General features: G+C 73.6%; 12 protein-coding genes. 3 read left to right on the top strand and 9 right to left on the bottom strand.

The window, feature by feature from the left end:
* Positions 1 to 28: 28 nt before the first annotated feature.
* From GA0070560_RS07095 to GA0070560_RS07080, 4 genes are all read right to left on the bottom strand, one after another.
* Positions 29 to 1105 carry a hypothetical protein gene (locus tag GA0070560_RS07095; RefSeq protein ID WP_091292756.1) on the bottom strand — a complete coding sequence of 359 codons (1077 nt, stop codon included), beginning with the start codon at positions 1103 to 1105 and terminating at the stop codon, positions 29 to 31.
* 94 nt (positions 1106 to 1199) lie between these two features.
* The gene (locus GA0070560_RS07090; RefSeq protein WP_091292753.1) at positions 1200 to 1850 is read right to left on the bottom strand and encodes a response regulator transcription factor; all 651 of its coding nucleotides are present in this window, start codon (positions 1848 to 1850) and stop codon (positions 1200 to 1202) included.
* On the bottom strand, positions 1847 to 3076 hold the full coding sequence (locus tag GA0070560_RS07085) for a sensor histidine kinase (RefSeq protein ID WP_245675392.1): 1230 nt from the start codon (positions 3074 to 3076) through the stop codon (positions 1847 to 1849). The genes GA0070560_RS07090 and GA0070560_RS07085 overlap by 4 nt, the downstream gene beginning before the upstream one ends.
* A 61-nt stretch (positions 3077 to 3137) precedes the next feature.
* Positions 3138 to 4151 (bottom strand): aldo/keto reductase, encoded by a 1014-nt coding sequence (locus GA0070560_RS07080; protein WP_091292749.1) that lies wholly within the window; start codon positions 4149 to 4151, stop codon positions 3138 to 3140.
* 73 nt (positions 4152 to 4224) lie between these two features.
* Between GA0070560_RS07080 and mgrA the strand changes: the two genes are divergently transcribed.
* Entirely contained in the window at positions 4225 to 5220 is a 996-nt protein-coding gene (mgrA, locus tag GA0070560_RS07075; protein WP_281183674.1) for an L-glyceraldehyde 3-phosphate reductase, read from the top strand.
* 1119 nt (positions 5221 to 6339) lie between these two features.
* Here the strand turns inward: mgrA and GA0070560_RS07070 are convergent.
* Positions 6340 to 7269 (bottom strand): lytic polysaccharide monooxygenase auxiliary activity family 9 protein, encoded by a 930-nt coding sequence (locus GA0070560_RS07070; protein ID WP_091292747.1) that lies wholly within the window; start codon positions 7267 to 7269, stop codon positions 6340 to 6342.
* 130 nt (positions 7270 to 7399) lie between these two features.
* On the opposite strand from GA0070560_RS07070, the gene GA0070560_RS07065 reads away from it, so the two are divergent.
* Positions 7400 to 8401 (top strand): 2-hydroxyacid dehydrogenase, encoded by a 1002-nt coding sequence (locus GA0070560_RS07065; protein WP_091292744.1) that lies wholly within the window; start codon positions 7400 to 7402, stop codon positions 8399 to 8401.
* Between the two features lie 99 nt (positions 8402 to 8500).
* Positions 8501 to 10654, top strand: coding sequence for a DUF4153 domain-containing protein (locus tag GA0070560_RS07060; protein ID WP_091293037.1), 2154 nt, complete (start codon positions 8501 to 8503; stop codon positions 10652 to 10654).
* 63 nt (positions 10655 to 10717) lie between these two features.
* On the opposite strand, the gene GA0070560_RS07055 is transcribed toward GA0070560_RS07060, so the two are convergent.
* The 4 genes from GA0070560_RS07055 to GA0070560_RS07040 all read right to left on the bottom strand — a co-directional run bounded on the left by GA0070560_RS07055 (position 10718) and on the right by GA0070560_RS07040 (position 14985).
* Positions 10718 to 11704: a LacI family DNA-binding transcriptional regulator gene (locus GA0070560_RS07055; protein ID WP_425412605.1), complete on the bottom strand. Its 987-nt coding sequence runs from the start codon at positions 11702 to 11704 to the stop codon at positions 10718 to 10720.
* A gap of 98 nt (positions 11705 to 11802) precedes the next feature.
* The gene (locus GA0070560_RS07050; protein WP_091292740.1) at positions 11803 to 12642 is read right to left on the bottom strand and encodes a carbohydrate ABC transporter permease; all 840 of its coding nucleotides are present in this window, start codon (positions 12640 to 12642) and stop codon (positions 11803 to 11805) included.
* The gene (locus tag GA0070560_RS07045; RefSeq protein ID WP_091292738.1) at positions 12639 to 13637 is read right to left on the bottom strand and encodes a carbohydrate ABC transporter permease; all 999 of its coding nucleotides are present in this window, start codon (positions 13635 to 13637) and stop codon (positions 12639 to 12641) included. The genes GA0070560_RS07050 and GA0070560_RS07045 overlap by 4 nt, the downstream gene beginning before the upstream one ends.
* A gap of 55 nt (positions 13638 to 13692) precedes the next feature.
* Complete coding sequence (locus GA0070560_RS07040; RefSeq protein ID WP_091292735.1) at positions 13693 to 14985, bottom strand: extracellular solute-binding protein; 1293 nt, start codon at positions 14983 to 14985, stop codon at positions 13693 to 13695.
* Positions 14986 to 15020 lie beyond the last annotated feature (35 nt).

Genomic DNA, 15020 nt, shown 5'->3' with positions numbered 1-15020 from the left:
GGGCGGGGCGTCCCGAACCCGGACGCGGTCAGTGCCGGCCACACCGGCGGCAGGCACCCCGGCGACGCAGGTGGTAGGCGTACGTCGCGACGGCGAGCGCGGCACCCCAGAGCGGCCAGAGCAGGACCGGCGCGGTCGCCAGGTCGACTCCCGAGGAGAAGTCCCAGAAGGCCGGGGTGGAGAGCAGGCCGACACCGGCCGCCGACACCGCCACCGCGACCCCGCCGGCGGGCACGACGGCGAGAGCCACCGGCACCCGCCGGCCGGCCAGCCCCGGCATCCAGCGCGGGAACCGCTCGCCCCAACGCTGCACCAGACCGAGCGTTAGGGCCGTCCCCACCAGGGCGAACGCACCCAGCCCGGCGGCGGCCCACACCGATCCGGAATCCCGCATCTCGTCCAGGAACGCCCGGTCGATGCCGAGCGGCACGCCGACCGCCCAGGCCAGCCGGGTCACCGCGTACAGGGCGGGGATGACCGCGGCCACATAGGTCGCCCACCGGCCCCGGCGGACGACCGTCGCCGCCCGGGCCACGTCGCGGTCGGTGCCGTCCCGCCCGCACGCCGGGCACCCGGCAGCCGTCCGGCGTTGCCAGGCCAGCACCGCCCCGGCCAGCAGCACCCCGCCGACGACGGCCGCGAACCGGGCGAACAGCGACCAGGTGAAGATGTCGGCGTAGTCCACCTCCGGCCAGCCGAACGGCGCACCGACGATCAGGACGGGCAGGTACCCGAGGAACGCCAGCACCCGGAAGTCCGGCACCACGACGGCGAGCAGGAAGGCGACCGTCCAGCCGTAGCCGAGCAGCAGGGCGCGCAGCGGCCGGGGCAGACCGGTCGCCACGCCACCGCTCATGGCCAGGGCGGCGACCGCGGCGCCGAGCAGAAGCACGGCGAAGACCGGTGGCCCCACGTCCACCGGCACCAGCCGGAGCAGGGTGGCGTCGCCGCCGTGCGGGTCGTTCGCGCCGAACGGGTAGCCGGCGCCGGTGAGGGTGCAGAGCAGGGCGAGCACGCCCCAGAGGCCGAGCCAGCCGGCGGCCAGCGGTGCGGCCCGCCGGGTCCAGCCACCTCGGGTGCGGGATGCTGTGGTGATCGTCGTCATGGCTCCAGCGTCGGCCGCGCCGGGGCGGCTTCCCTCCCGCGCGCCGGCGAACCCGCTCCCCCACCCGGGGGACCGGCCCGGCCCGCGACGGGGATCAGCCGGTGGGAACCACGAAGCCCGACTCGTACGCGGCGATCACCGCCTGGGTGCGGTCCCGGACACCGAGCTTGGCCAGCACGTTGCCGACGTGCGTCTTCACCGTCTCCACACCGACGACGAGCTGCCCGGCGATCTCGGTGTTGGACAACCCGGTGGCCATCAGGCGCAGCACCTCGGCCTCCCGATCGGTGAGCCGGGCCGAGCGCAACCGGTCCCCGCCCGGCCCGCCGTACGCGCCGACGAGCTGCCGGATCGCCGCCGGGAAGAGCAGCGAGTCACCGGCCGCCACGACCCGGATCGCCTCCACCACCTCGGCGGGCCGGGCCCGCTTGAGCAGGAAACCGCTCGCCCCGGCACGCAGCGCCTCGTAGACGTACTCGTCGTTGGCGAAGGTGGTGACGACCAGCACCTTGGGCGGGTCGGCCGAGGTGGCGAGCAGCCGCCGGGTGGCCTGGATGCCGTCGATCGAGGGCATCCGGACGTCCATCAACACCACCCGGGGACGCAGCTTCGCCACCAGCGGCGGCACCTCCACGCCGTCAGCGGCCTCCCCCACCACCCGCAGGTCCGGCTGGGCGTCGATGATCGCCCGCAGCCCCACCCGGATCAGCTCGTCGTCGTCGACGATCAGCACGTCCACGCTCACCGTGTCTCCCCTCCCGACACCGGCAGCCGCACCCTGACCCGCCAGCGGTCGTCCTCCGGCCCGGCGGTGATCCGGCCGCCGAGCAGCAGCACCCGTTCCCGCATGCCGTCCAGCCCGCGCCCGGCGCGCCCCGGCCGGGCCGCCCCGGCGAGGGCGTTGTCCAACTCGATCTCCAGCCACCGGCCGTCCGGCGGGTCGGCCCCGGCGCGCGGCTCCCCGGGTACGCCCACCCGCAGCCGTACCGGCCCACGACCGTAGCGGGCGGCGTTGGTGAGCCCTTCCTGCACGATCCGGTAGCCCTCGCGGGACACCACTGCGGGCAGTTCCCCCAGGTCGCCGGTGATCTCCGCCGTCACCGGCAGTCCGGCCGTACGGGTGTCGGCGACCAGCCGGTCGAGCTGGGTCAGGGTGCGCTGCGGGGCGGTGCCCGCCGACGCGCGGCTGCCGTCGCCGTTGTCGCGGAGCAGGCCGAGCACATGGTCCAGGTCGTCCATCGCGTGCCGGCTGGTCTCCTCGATCGCGGTGAGCGCACGCCGGACGAACTCCGGGTCGTCGTCGAGGAGCTGCCGGGCCGCGCCGGCCTGCAGGGTGGCCACGGTGAGCGCGTGGCCCACGGAGTCGTGCAGCTCCCGGGCCAGCCGGTTGCGTTCGGCGAGCCGGGCGGCCCGCGCCTCCAGGGCAGCGATCCGCTCGCCCGGCGAAGGGCCGAGCAGCGCCGGAGCCATCGAGGTGGCGAGCGCGCCCAGCCCGGCGACGGCGTACCCGAGACCGAGCAGCACCAGCACCCCGGTGAGGCTCAGCCAGCCGGTGTCCCGCCCGTCGAGCGGGCCGAAGCGTTCCCGGGCGACGAGTTCGGCGCCGATGCCGAACTGCGCGGCGATGAACGACAGCGCCATCGGCAGGGCACTGATCAGCGCGAACATCACCACGCCGCCGACGGTCATGTGCATGGCGATCCAGAGCGCCGCGCGCAGCCGGGTCTCCCGGTCCGCCGGGTGGCCGGTGGCCGGCTCCGGCAGCCGTACGCCGAGCAGGGCGCGGACGGCGGCGATCTCCAACGCCCGGCTGCCGTCGAGGAAGAACGGCACCGCGCCGATGACCGCGGCGATCACCGCCAGCCCGAGGACCAGCGGCCGGGGCACCTCCCCACGGGTGAGCAGTTGGGCGAAGGTAGCCCCGAGCAGCACGTACGGCAGCACCAGCACCCCGCCAAGCAGCAGAAACACGCCGCGTCGGAGGGTGCTGGCACGGATCAGCGGCGCGACGGCCGTCCGGAGGCCCATCCGGTCATTCTCGCCACCCGTCGGGCCCGGCGGATCCCCCGCGACGGGGAGATCGGCCCGCTCGGGCCCGGATCAGCTTCGGCACCGCGGCCAGGCCGGTGACCGGCCGGAACTGCCGGGCGGCGGCGGCCAGGGCCGCGTACTCGTCGTCGGCCAGGTCGATCTCGGCGGCGGCGGCGTTGCGTTCCATCTGCTCCACGCCGGACGCGCCGGGGATGGCCACCACGTTCGGGTGGCGCAGCAGGTACGCCAGGGCGATCTGACTCGGGGTGGCCCGGTGCGCGTCGGCCACCTCGCGCAGCGTCGCGACCAGCGCGGCGCCGCGCTCCAGGTTCTCCGGCAGGAAGTACGGGTTGGCCCGCCGGATCGCGCCGGTCGGCGGGTTCGTCGCGCCGTACCGGCCGGAGAGGAAGCCCTGCGCGAGCGGGCTGTACGCGATGACGATCCGGCCGGCCTGCTGCGCGTACGGGATCAGGTCCTCCTCCGGGCCACGGTCGATCATGCTGTAGCGGACCTGGTTGCTCAGCACCCGGCGGCCCAGCGCCGCCTCGGCGAACCGCCACCGGCGCAGGCTGTAGTTGCTGACCCCGACCTCGCCGACGAGCCCGACGTCCTGCAGGGCGCGCATGCCCCGCATGGTGGTGGTGTCGGCGACCACCGGGTTGGGCTGGTGCACCTGGTAGAGGTCGATGCTGCGGACACCGAGCCGGGCCGCCGAGGCGACCGCCCGCTGCTGCACCACCGGGGCGAGCGGCAGCACCGGGAAGATCTTGCTGGCCACCACGACCCTGTCCCGGTCGTCGCCGAGCGCCGTGCCGAGGATCCGCTCGCTGCGGCCGAAGCCGTACAGCTCGGCGGTGTCGAACAGGGTGACCCCGAGGTCGAGCGCCCGCCGGACGATGTCCGCCGCCCGCCGCTCGTAGTCGGGGCCGTAACCCCATTCCTTCGAGCCGAACTGCCAGGTGCCGAGGCCGATCTTCGAGATGGGCCGGGGGGTGTCGAGCGGGACGAAACGCATGCTCTCGACGCTACCCGCGCCGCCGCCGCCGGCCCGCCCGCACCGTCAGGCCGGGTCGCGGCGGTCTAGGGTCGTGGCCGTGACCTACCTCGCCGCGGATGAGCGCTACGACCGGATGACCTACCGTCGCAGCGGGCGCAGCGGGCTGCGGCTGCCCGCCGTCTCGCTGGGGCTCTGGCACAACTTCGGGCCGGACCGGCCCTTCGACCGGCAGCGGGACATCGTCCGGCGCGCCTTCGACCTGGGGGTCACCCACTTCGACCTGGCGAACAACTACGGCCCGCCGCCCGGGGCGGCCGAGGAGTCGTTCGGCCGGATGCTCGCCACCGACCTCAAGCCGTACCGGGACGAGTTGGTGATCTCGAGCAAGGCCGGGTACCTGATGTGGCCCGGGCCGTACGGCGAGTGGGGCTCGCGCAAGTACCTGGTCTCCTCGCTGGACCAGTCGCTGCGCCGGATGGGGCTGGAGTACGTCGACGTCTTCTACTCGCACCGCTACGACCCCGACACCCCGCTGGAGGAGACGATGGGCGCGCTCGACGCCGCCGTCCGCTCCGGCAAGGCGCTCTACGTCGGCGTCTCCAACTACGACTCGGAGCAGACCGCCCGGGCGGCGGCGATCCTGCACGACCTGGGCACCCCGCTGCTGATCAACCAGCCGTCGTACTCGATGCTCAACCGCTGGACGGAGTCCGACGGCCTGCTGGACACCCTGGCCGAGGTCGGCGCGGGCTGCATCGCCTACAGCCCGCTCGCGCAGGGGCTGCTCACCGACCGCTACCTGGCCGGCATCCCGGCGGACTCCCGGGTGCGGACCAGCGTGTTCCTCAACGAGAGCGACCTGACCGAGGAGAAGCTGGCCACCATCCGAGGGCTCGGCAGGATCGCCGAGCAGCGCGGGCAGACCCTGGCCCAGCTCGCCCTCGCCTGGGCGCTGCGCGACCCGCGGATGACCAGCCTGATCATCGGGGCGAGCAGCGTGGCGCAACTGGAGACCAACGTCGCCGCCGTCGAGAACCTCGACTTCACCGCCGAGGAGCTGGCCGAGATCGACCGGCTGCTCGGCTGACCACCGCAGCTCCCTGCCGGCCCCACTGCTTCGCGGCGGCGTCGCCCTTGAGGTGGGCGGGTCGCGGGGTCGCGATCGCAGCACCACGCGGGAGTCGCGAGCGCGGCCGCCGCGCGGAAAGGGCGGCGCGGCAGCCGCGCGGGGAAGGCGAGCACGGCAACCACGCGGGGACCGCGAGCACGGCAACCACGCGGGGACCGCGAGCACGGCAACCGCGCGGGGAAGGCGAGCACGGCAACCGCGCGGGGAAGGCGAGCACGGCAGCCGCGCGGGAACGCGAACAGTGGGGCGGCGGCGGGGTCGCAGGCACGGCGTGGCCGACACCGTCGACGTGACAGGAGCCGCCGGCGTACCGGAATCGATCGGGCGGCGATCGGGCGGACGGCGATCGGGCGGCGATCGGGCGGCGATCGGGCGGACGGCGGGACCGACTCCTTGACGGTGTCGTCGGCGCTCCAGGCGGGACCGGTGGGGTGTCGGTGGGACGCTACAGACCTGATCGCATGGGTGGATCAGCGCCTCGCCATCGGCCCGGCGTGCGCGCACCGGCATGTCAGTGATCGGGACCAGCGCCCTGTGGCCGACATCTGGCGTTCCGGAAGCTGGTCTACCCGACGCCGACCAAGCCGATGCCGGTGCGGCCGGGTGCCGGCGGGCCGCCGGCCAGGTGAGAGTGCCCGATCCATCGACCCGCCGCGCTGATCCATCCATGCGATCAGGTCCGTAGCGTCCCACCGACACCCTGCCGGTCCCGCCAGCACCGCCGACGACGCCGCTCGCTCCGCGCCCGCCCGGCGACCGGGCCCACCGCCTGCGCTGGGGGTGACGGCATGACCACCATCGCGACCGGGCCCGCCGCCTGCGACCGCGCGCCCGCCTGCCCCGGCGGTCCGTGCACCCGCCGGCCTCCTGGGCGGTGGACAAGCTGACGACCACGTACGCCGACGTCGATGCCCGTCGTTGTGGCCCGTCGCGCCGGCCGCCGTGATCCCGACAGCCGTTGCGCCCGTCGCACCGGCCGCCACCACACCGCGCCGCCGTTGCGCAGCCACCGCGCCGCCGGTCACCCGCCGTCACGGGCGTCGAGGCCCGACGGGGTGAGCCGGGACGCCCCCGGCGTCACCAGGTGCGGCGGCGGCCGGCGCGGTGGTTGCGCACCTCGCAGGGGCGGCCCGGCGGAACGGGAACGGGCCGGCGCAACCGCATCGCGGCCAGCACGGCGACCAGGACTGCGGTGACCGCTACGCCACCGATCACCAACCGGAGGTCGTCACCGCCGAGCTCGGTCACCGACGCGACCGGTACGCCCGGGTCCCGCGCCGCCGTGAAGGCAGGTACCGCGGTGGCGTCGGACGCCACGGAGGGCTTCGGGGTGGCGGCCTCGGCGGCCGGTGGGTCGCTGGCGCGGGCGGCCGGGGGCACCTCGGCCGCCGCCCGGAACTCCACGTCGGAGCAGGAGTAGTAGGTGTCCGGGCTGTCCGAGTTCTGCCACACCGTGTAGATCAGATGTCGTCCGGTCAGCCCGGCCGGCAGCTGCCCCCGCATCTGGTACGACCCGCTGCGCAGCGGCGGGTCGGTGATCGTCAGGAACGGGCGCGGCGAGAGGTCGTCCCAGGTCAGTCGCCGTTGCGGGTCGTACCCGGGGAGGGTGGCGTAGAGCCGGAACGTGCCCCTGTGCGGAATGGTGCCCCGATAGCGGAAGGTGAACGTCGCGCCCGCGGTCAGCCGGGTCGCCGGCCAGTCGGCGCGAGGCAGGTCCAGCCCCTGGTACGCGGAGAGGCCACCGCTGCACAGCTCACCGTCGGGGATCTTCTCCCGGTCCCGGCCGGCGACGCCGAAGACCCGGACGTTGTCCCACTCCCGCAGGGCGGCGCCGGCCCGGACAGCCGCCCGGCAGGCCGGAATCGAGGCGTGCGGACCCTCGGGACCGCAGGCCGCGGAGCGGCTCATCGGGTTGGTGGGCGCACCGTGCGCCGCCGCGGGCGTCGCGGTCGGCAGGACGGTCGCGGCGACGGCCGCGACGGCGACGAGCACTCGGCGTACGGTCATCAGGCGGACCTCCCACCTACTGGTACGGGCGACGGGCGGCAAAGGTTCGACGGGCCGGAAACCGGCGATCCGCGCCCGGCTGCTGGGAGCCGCTCCGCACTCCGGTCCCGGGCCGCCTAACGTGATCACCATGCGAGTGGCCGTCTTCAGCACCAAGCCGTACGACCGGGACTTCCTCACCGCGGCGAACGCCGACGGGCGACACGAACTGGCCCTGCTGGAGCCCCGCCTGTCGGTGGAGACGGCGACCCTGGCGCGCGGCGCGGACGCGGTCTGCGCGTTCGTCAACGACGACCTGGGCGCGCCCGTGCTGGAGCAGCTCGCCGGGGCCGGGGTGCGGGTGGTGGCACTGCGGTCGGCGGGTTACAACCACGTCGACGTGGCCAACGCGGCGAAGCTCGGCCTCATCGTGGTCCGGGTGCCGGAATACTCGCCGTACGCGGTCGCCGAGCACAGCGTGGGCCTGATGCTCGCCCTCAACCGCAAGATCCACCGCGCGCACAACCGGGTACGCGAACACAACTTCGCCCTGACCGGGCTGCTCGGCTTCGACCTGCACGGCAGGACCGTCGGCGTGGTCGGCACCGGCAAGATCGGGGTCTGCGTGGCCCGGATCATGACCGGCTTCGGCTGCCGGGTGCTGGCCAGCGACCCCTACCCCAACGCCGACGCGCTCGCCGCCGGGGTGGAGTACGTGCCGCTGGAGACGCTACTGGCCCAGTCGCACGTGGTGACCCTGCACTGCCCGCTCACCCCGGAGACCCACCACCTCATCGATGAGGAGCGGATCCGGCAGATGCGTCCCGGGGTGATGCTGATCAACACCAGCCGGGGCGCGCTGGTCGACACCCGGGCGGTCATCAAGGGGCTGAAGAACGGCCGGATCGGCCACCTCGGCCTGGACGTGTACGAGGAGGAGACCGACCTCTTCTTCGAGGACCTCTCCGACCAGATGCTGCGCGACGACGACTTCTCCCGGCTCAGCACCTTCCCGAACGTGCTGATCACCGGCCACCAGGCGTTCTTCACCGAGGAGGCGCTGCACAACATCGCCGCCACCACGATCGCCAACCTCACCGCCGTCGAGCGTGACGGCCCGGACGGGGTGACCGGCCCGGCCCGGGTCTGCTGACCGGCCGTACCGGCCTGCGGCACGCCGGGTCACGGGACGGCGGGCGGCACCTGCACGGCTCTACAGTGACCGCACCACTCCATGATCGAGGAGCGTGCCGTGTCCGAGCCGCCACCGACGCCAGACTCCCCCGGGGCCACCGCGCCCGCCGGGGACGCCGGCAGCCCACTGCCCGCCGACGGGACGCCGTACCTGCTGGTCATGCCGACCGCCGACGGCGCGCCGCCGAGCGTGGTGTGGCCGGGCCAGCAGGGCCAGCCCGCCTGGGCCATCCCGGTCACCGTGCCACCGGGCACCCGCGGGTACGCGGTGTTCGTGCCTCTGGTGCCGGCGGCGGCGCCGGAGAGCCCTATGACGCCGGCGACCACCGGCGAGCCCGCCGCCGCACCGGCGGACGCCGCACCCGCGACCTCGGCCGCGTCCGGCAGCGCGCCGGGCCCGGACCCGGCGGCGTCTCCCGGCCCGGTGATCCCGACCCAGGTGACCAGCGCCCCCACGCCCGCGGAACCCTCGACCGCCGCCCCCACGCCACCGGCCGGCGGCCCGGCCACGGGCGCTGTCCCCGCCCCCCGCACGGAGGCCGCGCCGGCCGCGACCGGGCCGGCCGTCGCCGTCGCGGGCCCCGCGCTGCCGGTGCCGTCCGACCCACGCCCCGGGCCGCTCGCCGTGCCGCCGCCTCCCGGGGCACGGCCGATGCCGCAGTACGGCGGCCCGCCGGTGTCCTGGGCGCCCCGAGCGGACCCGCCGCCGTCGTTCCTGCAGACGCGCTGGCCCGGCCCGGAGCCCGCCACCGGATGGGCGGTGCCCGCCGCGGTCGGTGCCGCGGCGCTGGGCGTGGCGTCCTTCGTGCCGCTGAGCCGGGTCGGCATCGGCTGGTTCCTGGGCTGGCTCGTGCTGACCGTCGCGGTGGTCGTCGCGGTCCGGCGCGGCACCGCCGCGCTGCCCCGGACCGAACGGCTGGTCCGGGCAGGCTGGGCGGGGGCGGCACTCGCGCTGCTCGCGGTGCTCGCCTTCCGCAACGCCTGGTGGCTGGTGACCTTCTGCGTGCTCGGCGCGCTCGGCTGCGCGGCGCTGGCGATCGTCGGCGGCCGACTCCTCCGCTCGATCCTGTTCAGCCTGGTCGCCGCCCCGTTCGCGGCCCTGAGGGGCCTGCCCTGGGTACGCCGGCACGTCACCGCCGGACCGGACACCGGGGCGGTCCGCCGGGTGGCCTGGTCGGTGGTCGCCACGGCGCTGGTGCTGCTGGTCTTCGGCGGCCTGCTCTCCTCCGCCGACGCGGCCTTCTCCGAGGTCCTCGGCGCGATCGTGCCGGAGATCAACGTCGGCAGCGTGTTCCGGTGGCTCTTCCTGGCCGCGGTGGGCGGCCTGATCGCCGTCGCCGCCGTCTACACCCTGGCCGCCCCGCCGGACCTCTCCACCGTCGACAGGCCGGGTGAGCGGCGCTTCGGCATCCTGGAGTGGGCCCCGGCGATCGCCGCGCTGACCGCGCTCTTCGGCGGCTTCGTGGCCGTGCAGTTCACCGTGCTCTTCGGCGGTCAGCGCCACGTCCTGCGTACCGCCGGCCTCAGCTACGCCGAGTACGCCCGCAGCGGATTCTGGCAGCTCGTCGTCGTCACCCTGCTCACCCTGGCGGTGCTGGGCGGGGTCACCCGGTGGGCGCGGCGGGACAAGCCGGTGGAGCGCACCCTGCTGCGGGTGCTGCTCGGCCTGCTCAGCGCGCTCAGCGTGGTGATCGTGATCTCGGCGCTGTCGCGCATGTACACGTACCAGAAGGTCTACAGCTTCACCGGGGAGCGGATCTTCGTGATGGCGTTCGAGCTGCTGCTCGGGGCCGTCTTCCTGATGATCATCGCGGCCGGTGTGCGGTGGCGGGGGCGGTGGATCCCCGGGGTCACCGTCGCCCTGGCGGTGGCGATGCTGCTGAGCCTGGCCGTGCTCAACCCGGAGGACTACGCCGCCCGCCGCAACGTCGCCCGGTACGAGCAGACCGGCAAGATCGACGCCTGGTACCTGCGGGCGCTCTCCGCCGACGCCACCCCGACGCTGGCCACGCTCCCCGACCGGGTCCGCCGGTGCACGCTGAGCTGGATCGACGACGACCTCGACCAGCCCGACCCCTGGTACGCCTGGAACCTGGGCCGGGCCCGGGCCCGGGCCGAACTCGACCGGCTCGGGCCGGGCGCGGCCGGCGGCCAGAAGGACTGCAAGGCCGCCGACCAGTTCGACCTGCCCAAGAGGCGCAGCACGCGCTGACCCCGCCGCGCCGTCACGGTCATCCGGCCGTGGCGGCACGGCACAGCGGCCGGTTCCCCGCCGTCAGCGCGTCCGGGGCGGCGCGGCACTGTCGCGGATGACGAGTTCGGTGGCGAGTTCGACGCGCGGGCTCTCGATCTTCTCGCCCTGGGCCAGGCGCAGCACGGTACGGGCGGCCAGCATGCCCATCTCGGCCAGAGGCTGACGGATCGTGGTGAGCGGAGGCGAGCACCACCGGACCTCGGGCAGGTCGTCGAAGCCGACCACGCTGATGTCGTCGGGCACCCGCAGGCCACGTTTGCGGACCGCCTCGTAGACGCCGAGTGCCATCTGGTCGCTGGAGGCGAAGATGGCAGTCGGCGGATCGGGCAGCGCCAGCAGTTGGGTGCCGGCGGTGTAGCCGGCCTCGTGGTAGAAGTTGCCGGGGCGGATCAGGGTGTCGTCGATGGCGATGCCGGCGGCGTCGAGGGCGGCCCGGTAGCCGTCCATCCGGGCCCGGCTGCACATCAGTTGCGGTGGGCCGGCGATGAAGCCGATGCGGCGGTGACCGAGGCCGAGCAGGTACTGGTTGGCGCGCAGGCTGCCCTCCCAGTTGGTCGCGCCTATGGTGGGCGCGTCCTGCGGGGCCACCCCGGCCGGGTCGACGATGACCACGGGGAGGCGGAGCCGGCGCAGCTCGGCCTGCAAGGGTGGCTCCACCATCGAGGTCACGAAGATGACGCCCTCGGTGGAGCGGGTACGCATGTTGTCGAGCCACTGCTTGGCCGAGGAGGTACGCCGGTGGATGGCCGAGACGACGGTGCCGGCGCCGCTGCTGTGCGCCACGTCCTCCACCCCGCGGATGATCTCCACCGCCCAGGGGCTGTCGAGGTCGTTGAAGACCAGGTCGATCAGCGCCGAGCTGGTACGCCTGCTCGGCGGGCGGCGGCGGTAGCCGTGCCGGGAGAGCAGGTCCTCGACCCGTTCCCGGGTCTGGGGGGCGACGTCGGAGCGGCCGTTGAGGACCCGGGAGACCGTGGGCACGGAGACGCCGGCCAAGCGCGCGATCATCGCGATGGTGACGTTCCGGCTGTTGTCGGAGTCCACGGTCCACCCTCTCGTCGTGGCGGGATCCTACGGTCGCAGAAGGCTACCGCAGGGCTTGTCGGTCACCCCTTGACGCTGCCGGCCAGACCGCCGATGAGCTGGCGTTCGGCCACGGCGTAGAAGCCGAGGGCCGGGAGCATGGACAGCACGACGAAGGCGAGCACCCGGGCGGTGTCGTCGGCGTACTGGCCCTGGAACGCCTGCACCCCGACGGGCAGGGTCCACCAGCTCTGGTCGGTGAACACCACCAGCGGGAGCATGAAGTTGTTCCAGCTGCTGACCAGGGCGAGCACCGAGACGGTGGCCAGGGCCGGCCGGGCCATCGGCAGCAGGATGCGCCAGAAGAACCCGAACGGGCTGCACCCGTCGAGGGTCGCGGCCTCCTCGACCTCGCCGGGGATGGTGCGGAAGAACTGGCGCAGGATGACGATGGTGATCGGCAGTCCGAAGGCGGCCTGGGGCAGGATCACCCCGAGCGGGTTGTCCAGCAGCCCCATGCCGCGTAGCAGGACGAACAACGGCAGGATGGCCACCGCGAACGGAAACATCAGTCCGATCGCGAACAGGGTGAACAGCAGTTCCCGGCCCCGGAAGGCGAAGCGCGCGAAGACGAACGCCGCCATCGCCGCCGCGCCGACCATGATGAGCGTGCTGCTGACGGCGATCAGGACGCTGTTGCCGAGCTGCCGCCAGAACACCTCGGAGCCGAGGATGCCGGTGTAGTTGCCGGGCACCCAGGGGTCCGGCCAGCCGAGGGGGTTGGTGGAGAGCTGCCCGTTGTCCTTGAATCCGCCGAGCACCCCGAACCAGACCGGTACGACGATGAGCGCGCCGACGGCGATGCAGACGAGGTGCAGCACGAGGCGGCGGGTCCGCAGGGCCGGGTTCGCCGTGCCGGTCATCGCTGGTCTCCTTGGTTGGTGAGCGCGCCCTCGGTGTCGCGGCGCATGACGACGCGCTGGTAGAAGAGGGCGAAGACGAGGCTCAGGACGAACATGACGATGCTGATCGCGCTGGCGTAGCCGACCTCGAAGCGGCGGAAGCCGTACTGGTACATCGTCACGGCCATGGTTTCCGAGGCGTGGATCGGGCCGCCACCGGTGAGCACCCAGACCATGTCGAACAGTTGGATGGTGCCGATCACCGACAGGAACACGCTGATCCGGATCGTCGGCCCGAGCAGGGGCAGGGTGACGTGGCGGAAGGCCTGCCAGGCGCTGGCGCCGTCGGTGACGGCGGCCTCGGACAGCTCCTTGGGGATGCTCTGCCGGGCGGCCAGGAAGAGGATCATGTAGAGGCCGAAGTACTTCCAGGACACCACCAGGAAGACGGCGAACAGCACGGTGTCCGGGTCACCGAAGACCGCGCCGGCGTCGGCCCCCAGCCACCGCGAGATCGTGTCGCCCAGCCCTCGGTTGGGCGAGAACACCAGGGTGAACAGGACGGCCGTGGTGACCTCGGAGAGCACGTACGGGGCGAAGAAGATCAGCCGGTAGACGCTGCGGCCCTTCAGCGGCTGGTTGAGCAGCATGGCCAGCGCCAGCGCGATCGGCAGCTGGACCACCAGGGACAGCACGATCAGCACGAGCCCGCGCCACAGGTCGCCCCGGAAGGTCGGGTCGGCGAAGGCGCGGGTGTAGTTGTCCAGCCCGACGAAGTTCTCCGGCAGGCCGAAGCCGTTCCACTTGTACAGGCTCGCGTAGCTGGCCACCGCGATCGGGGCGACGACCAGCAGCAGGAACAGCACCAGGGACGGGGTCAGGAAGGCCGCGAGGGTGCCGCGGCGGCCCGGCCGGGGCCGTCGGTCGCGCCGACGCGCGGTGCCCGGCCCCGGTGCCGGCGGGTCGGTCGCCGGGCCACCGCGCAACGCGCCCGACACGGCCGATGAACTGGTCATGCCTGCTCCACTCGGGTCTCGCCGCCGGCTGCGGACCGGCACGGGGTCGCCACGGCTACTGGCTCTTCGCCACCTGGGTGACGTCCTTGACGACCTGTGCCGGCGACTTGTTGCCGGCGATCAGTTCGGCCACGCTGTCGTTGACCTGCTGGCCGACGGCGGGCGGGTACGCCTGGTCCAGGTAGAGCTGGAAGCCGGTGGCGTTGGCCAGGTTCTCCGCGACGATCTTGCTGTTCGGGTCGGAGATGGCCGGGGCGGCCTCCTTGACCGTCGGGAGCACCGCGCCGGTCTTGGCGGCCCGGCGCTGGCTGTCGGCGGTCAGCAGGGACTTGAGGAAGTCGACGGTCGCCGCGGGGGCGTCCTTGCCGACGGCGAAGCCGTTGCCGCCGCCGAACACCTCCGCCGCCGAGCCCTTGCCCCCGTCGACGGCGGGGAACGGGAAGAAGCCGAGCTTGTCGCCGAGGCCCTTCTTGCTGGTGGAACTGGACGCCTGCACCGACGGTGCCCACTGGCCCATGAGTTCCATGGCCGCGCCGCCGTTGCCGATGGTGGCGGCCTGCCCGTCCGGGGAGCCGTACTCCGCGCCGAGGAAGCCCTTCTGGAACGGCTGCAGGTCGACCAGTTCCTTGAGCCGCTCGCCGGCGGCGACGAAGTCGGGGGTGTCGAAGTTCTTGTCCTTGGCGGCCTGTTGCAGGGCGCCGAGCCCGCCGATGCGCATCGCCAGGTAGGCCCAGTAGAAGTGGCCCGGCCACTTGTCCTTGCCGGCCAGCGCGATCGGGACGATCCCGGCGGCCTTGAGCTTGCGGACCACGTCGAGCACGCCGGCCCAACTGGTGGGCATCGCGGTGATCCCGGCCCGGGCGAAGAGGTCCTTGTTGTACCAGAAGCCGACCATGCCGACGTCGAACGGAACGCCGTAGATCCGTTCGTCGATGGTGAAGGGTTGCAGGGCGGCGGGCAGCAGGCCACCGATCCACGGCCGCACGTCGTCGGTGAGGTCCTTGACCAGGCCGGCGTCCACCTGCTGCCGGAGCACGCCGCCGCCCCAGGACTGGAAGAGGTCGGGCGGGTCCCCGGCCTGGGTGGCGGTGGTCAGCTTTGCCTTGAACGCCTCGTTCTCCAGCGGCTGGATCTTGACGGTGACGTTGCTGTGCGCGCCCTGGTACTCCTGGGCCATCGCCGCCCACACCGGCAGCATCGGCTCGGTGTTTTGAATGTGCCACCAGTTGATGGTCTGCGGGCCGTCCGGGTCGCCGGACTCGTCGTCGCTGCAGGCGCTCAGCAGGTAGGCGCCGGCACCGGCGCCGACGAGGCCGAGCAGCGTTCTGCGGGAGAGGTGCGCGGTCATGATCCGTCCCTTCCAGAAATCACGAGGTGCTCGGG

It is taken from the genome of Micromonospora halophytica (assembly GCF_900090245.1).
GTDB classification, from domain to species: domain Bacteria; phylum Actinomycetota; class Actinomycetes; order Mycobacteriales; family Micromonosporaceae; genus Micromonospora; species Micromonospora halophytica.
The sequence above is the reverse complement of the archived record's forward strand: the minus strand, read 5'-3'. Positions and strand labels throughout refer to the sequence as shown.

Coding starts and splice junctions, on each gene's coding strand:
- GA0070560_RS07095 (WP_091292756.1), bottom strand. CDS start 1,105: ATGACGACGATCACCACAGCATCCCGCACCCGAGGTGGCTGGACCCGG.
- GA0070560_RS07080 (WP_091292749.1), bottom strand. CDS start 4,151: ATGCGTTTCGTCCCGCTCGACACCCCCCGGCCCATCTCGAAGATCGGC.
- GA0070560_RS07070 (WP_091292747.1), bottom strand. CDS start 7,269: ATGACCGTACGCCGAGTGCTCGTCGCCGTCGCGGCCGTCGCCGCGACC.
- GA0070560_RS07065 (WP_091292744.1), top strand. CDS start 7,400: ATGCGAGTGGCCGTCTTCAGCACCAAGCCGTACGACCGGGACTTCCTC.
- GA0070560_RS07055 (WP_425412605.1), bottom strand. CDS start 11,704: ATGATCGCGCGCTTGGCCGGCGTCTCCGTGCCCACGGTCTCCCGGGTC.
- GA0070560_RS07050 (WP_091292740.1), bottom strand. CDS start 12,642: ATGACCGGCACGGCGAACCCGGCCCTGCGGACCCGCCGCCTCGTGCTG.
- GA0070560_RS07045 (WP_091292738.1), bottom strand. CDS start 13,637: ATGACCAGTTCATCGGCCGTGTCGGGCGCGTTGCGCGGTGGCCCGGCG.
- GA0070560_RS07040 (WP_091292735.1), bottom strand. CDS start 14,985: ATGACCGCGCACCTCTCCCGCAGAACGCTGCTCGGCCTCGTCGGCGCC.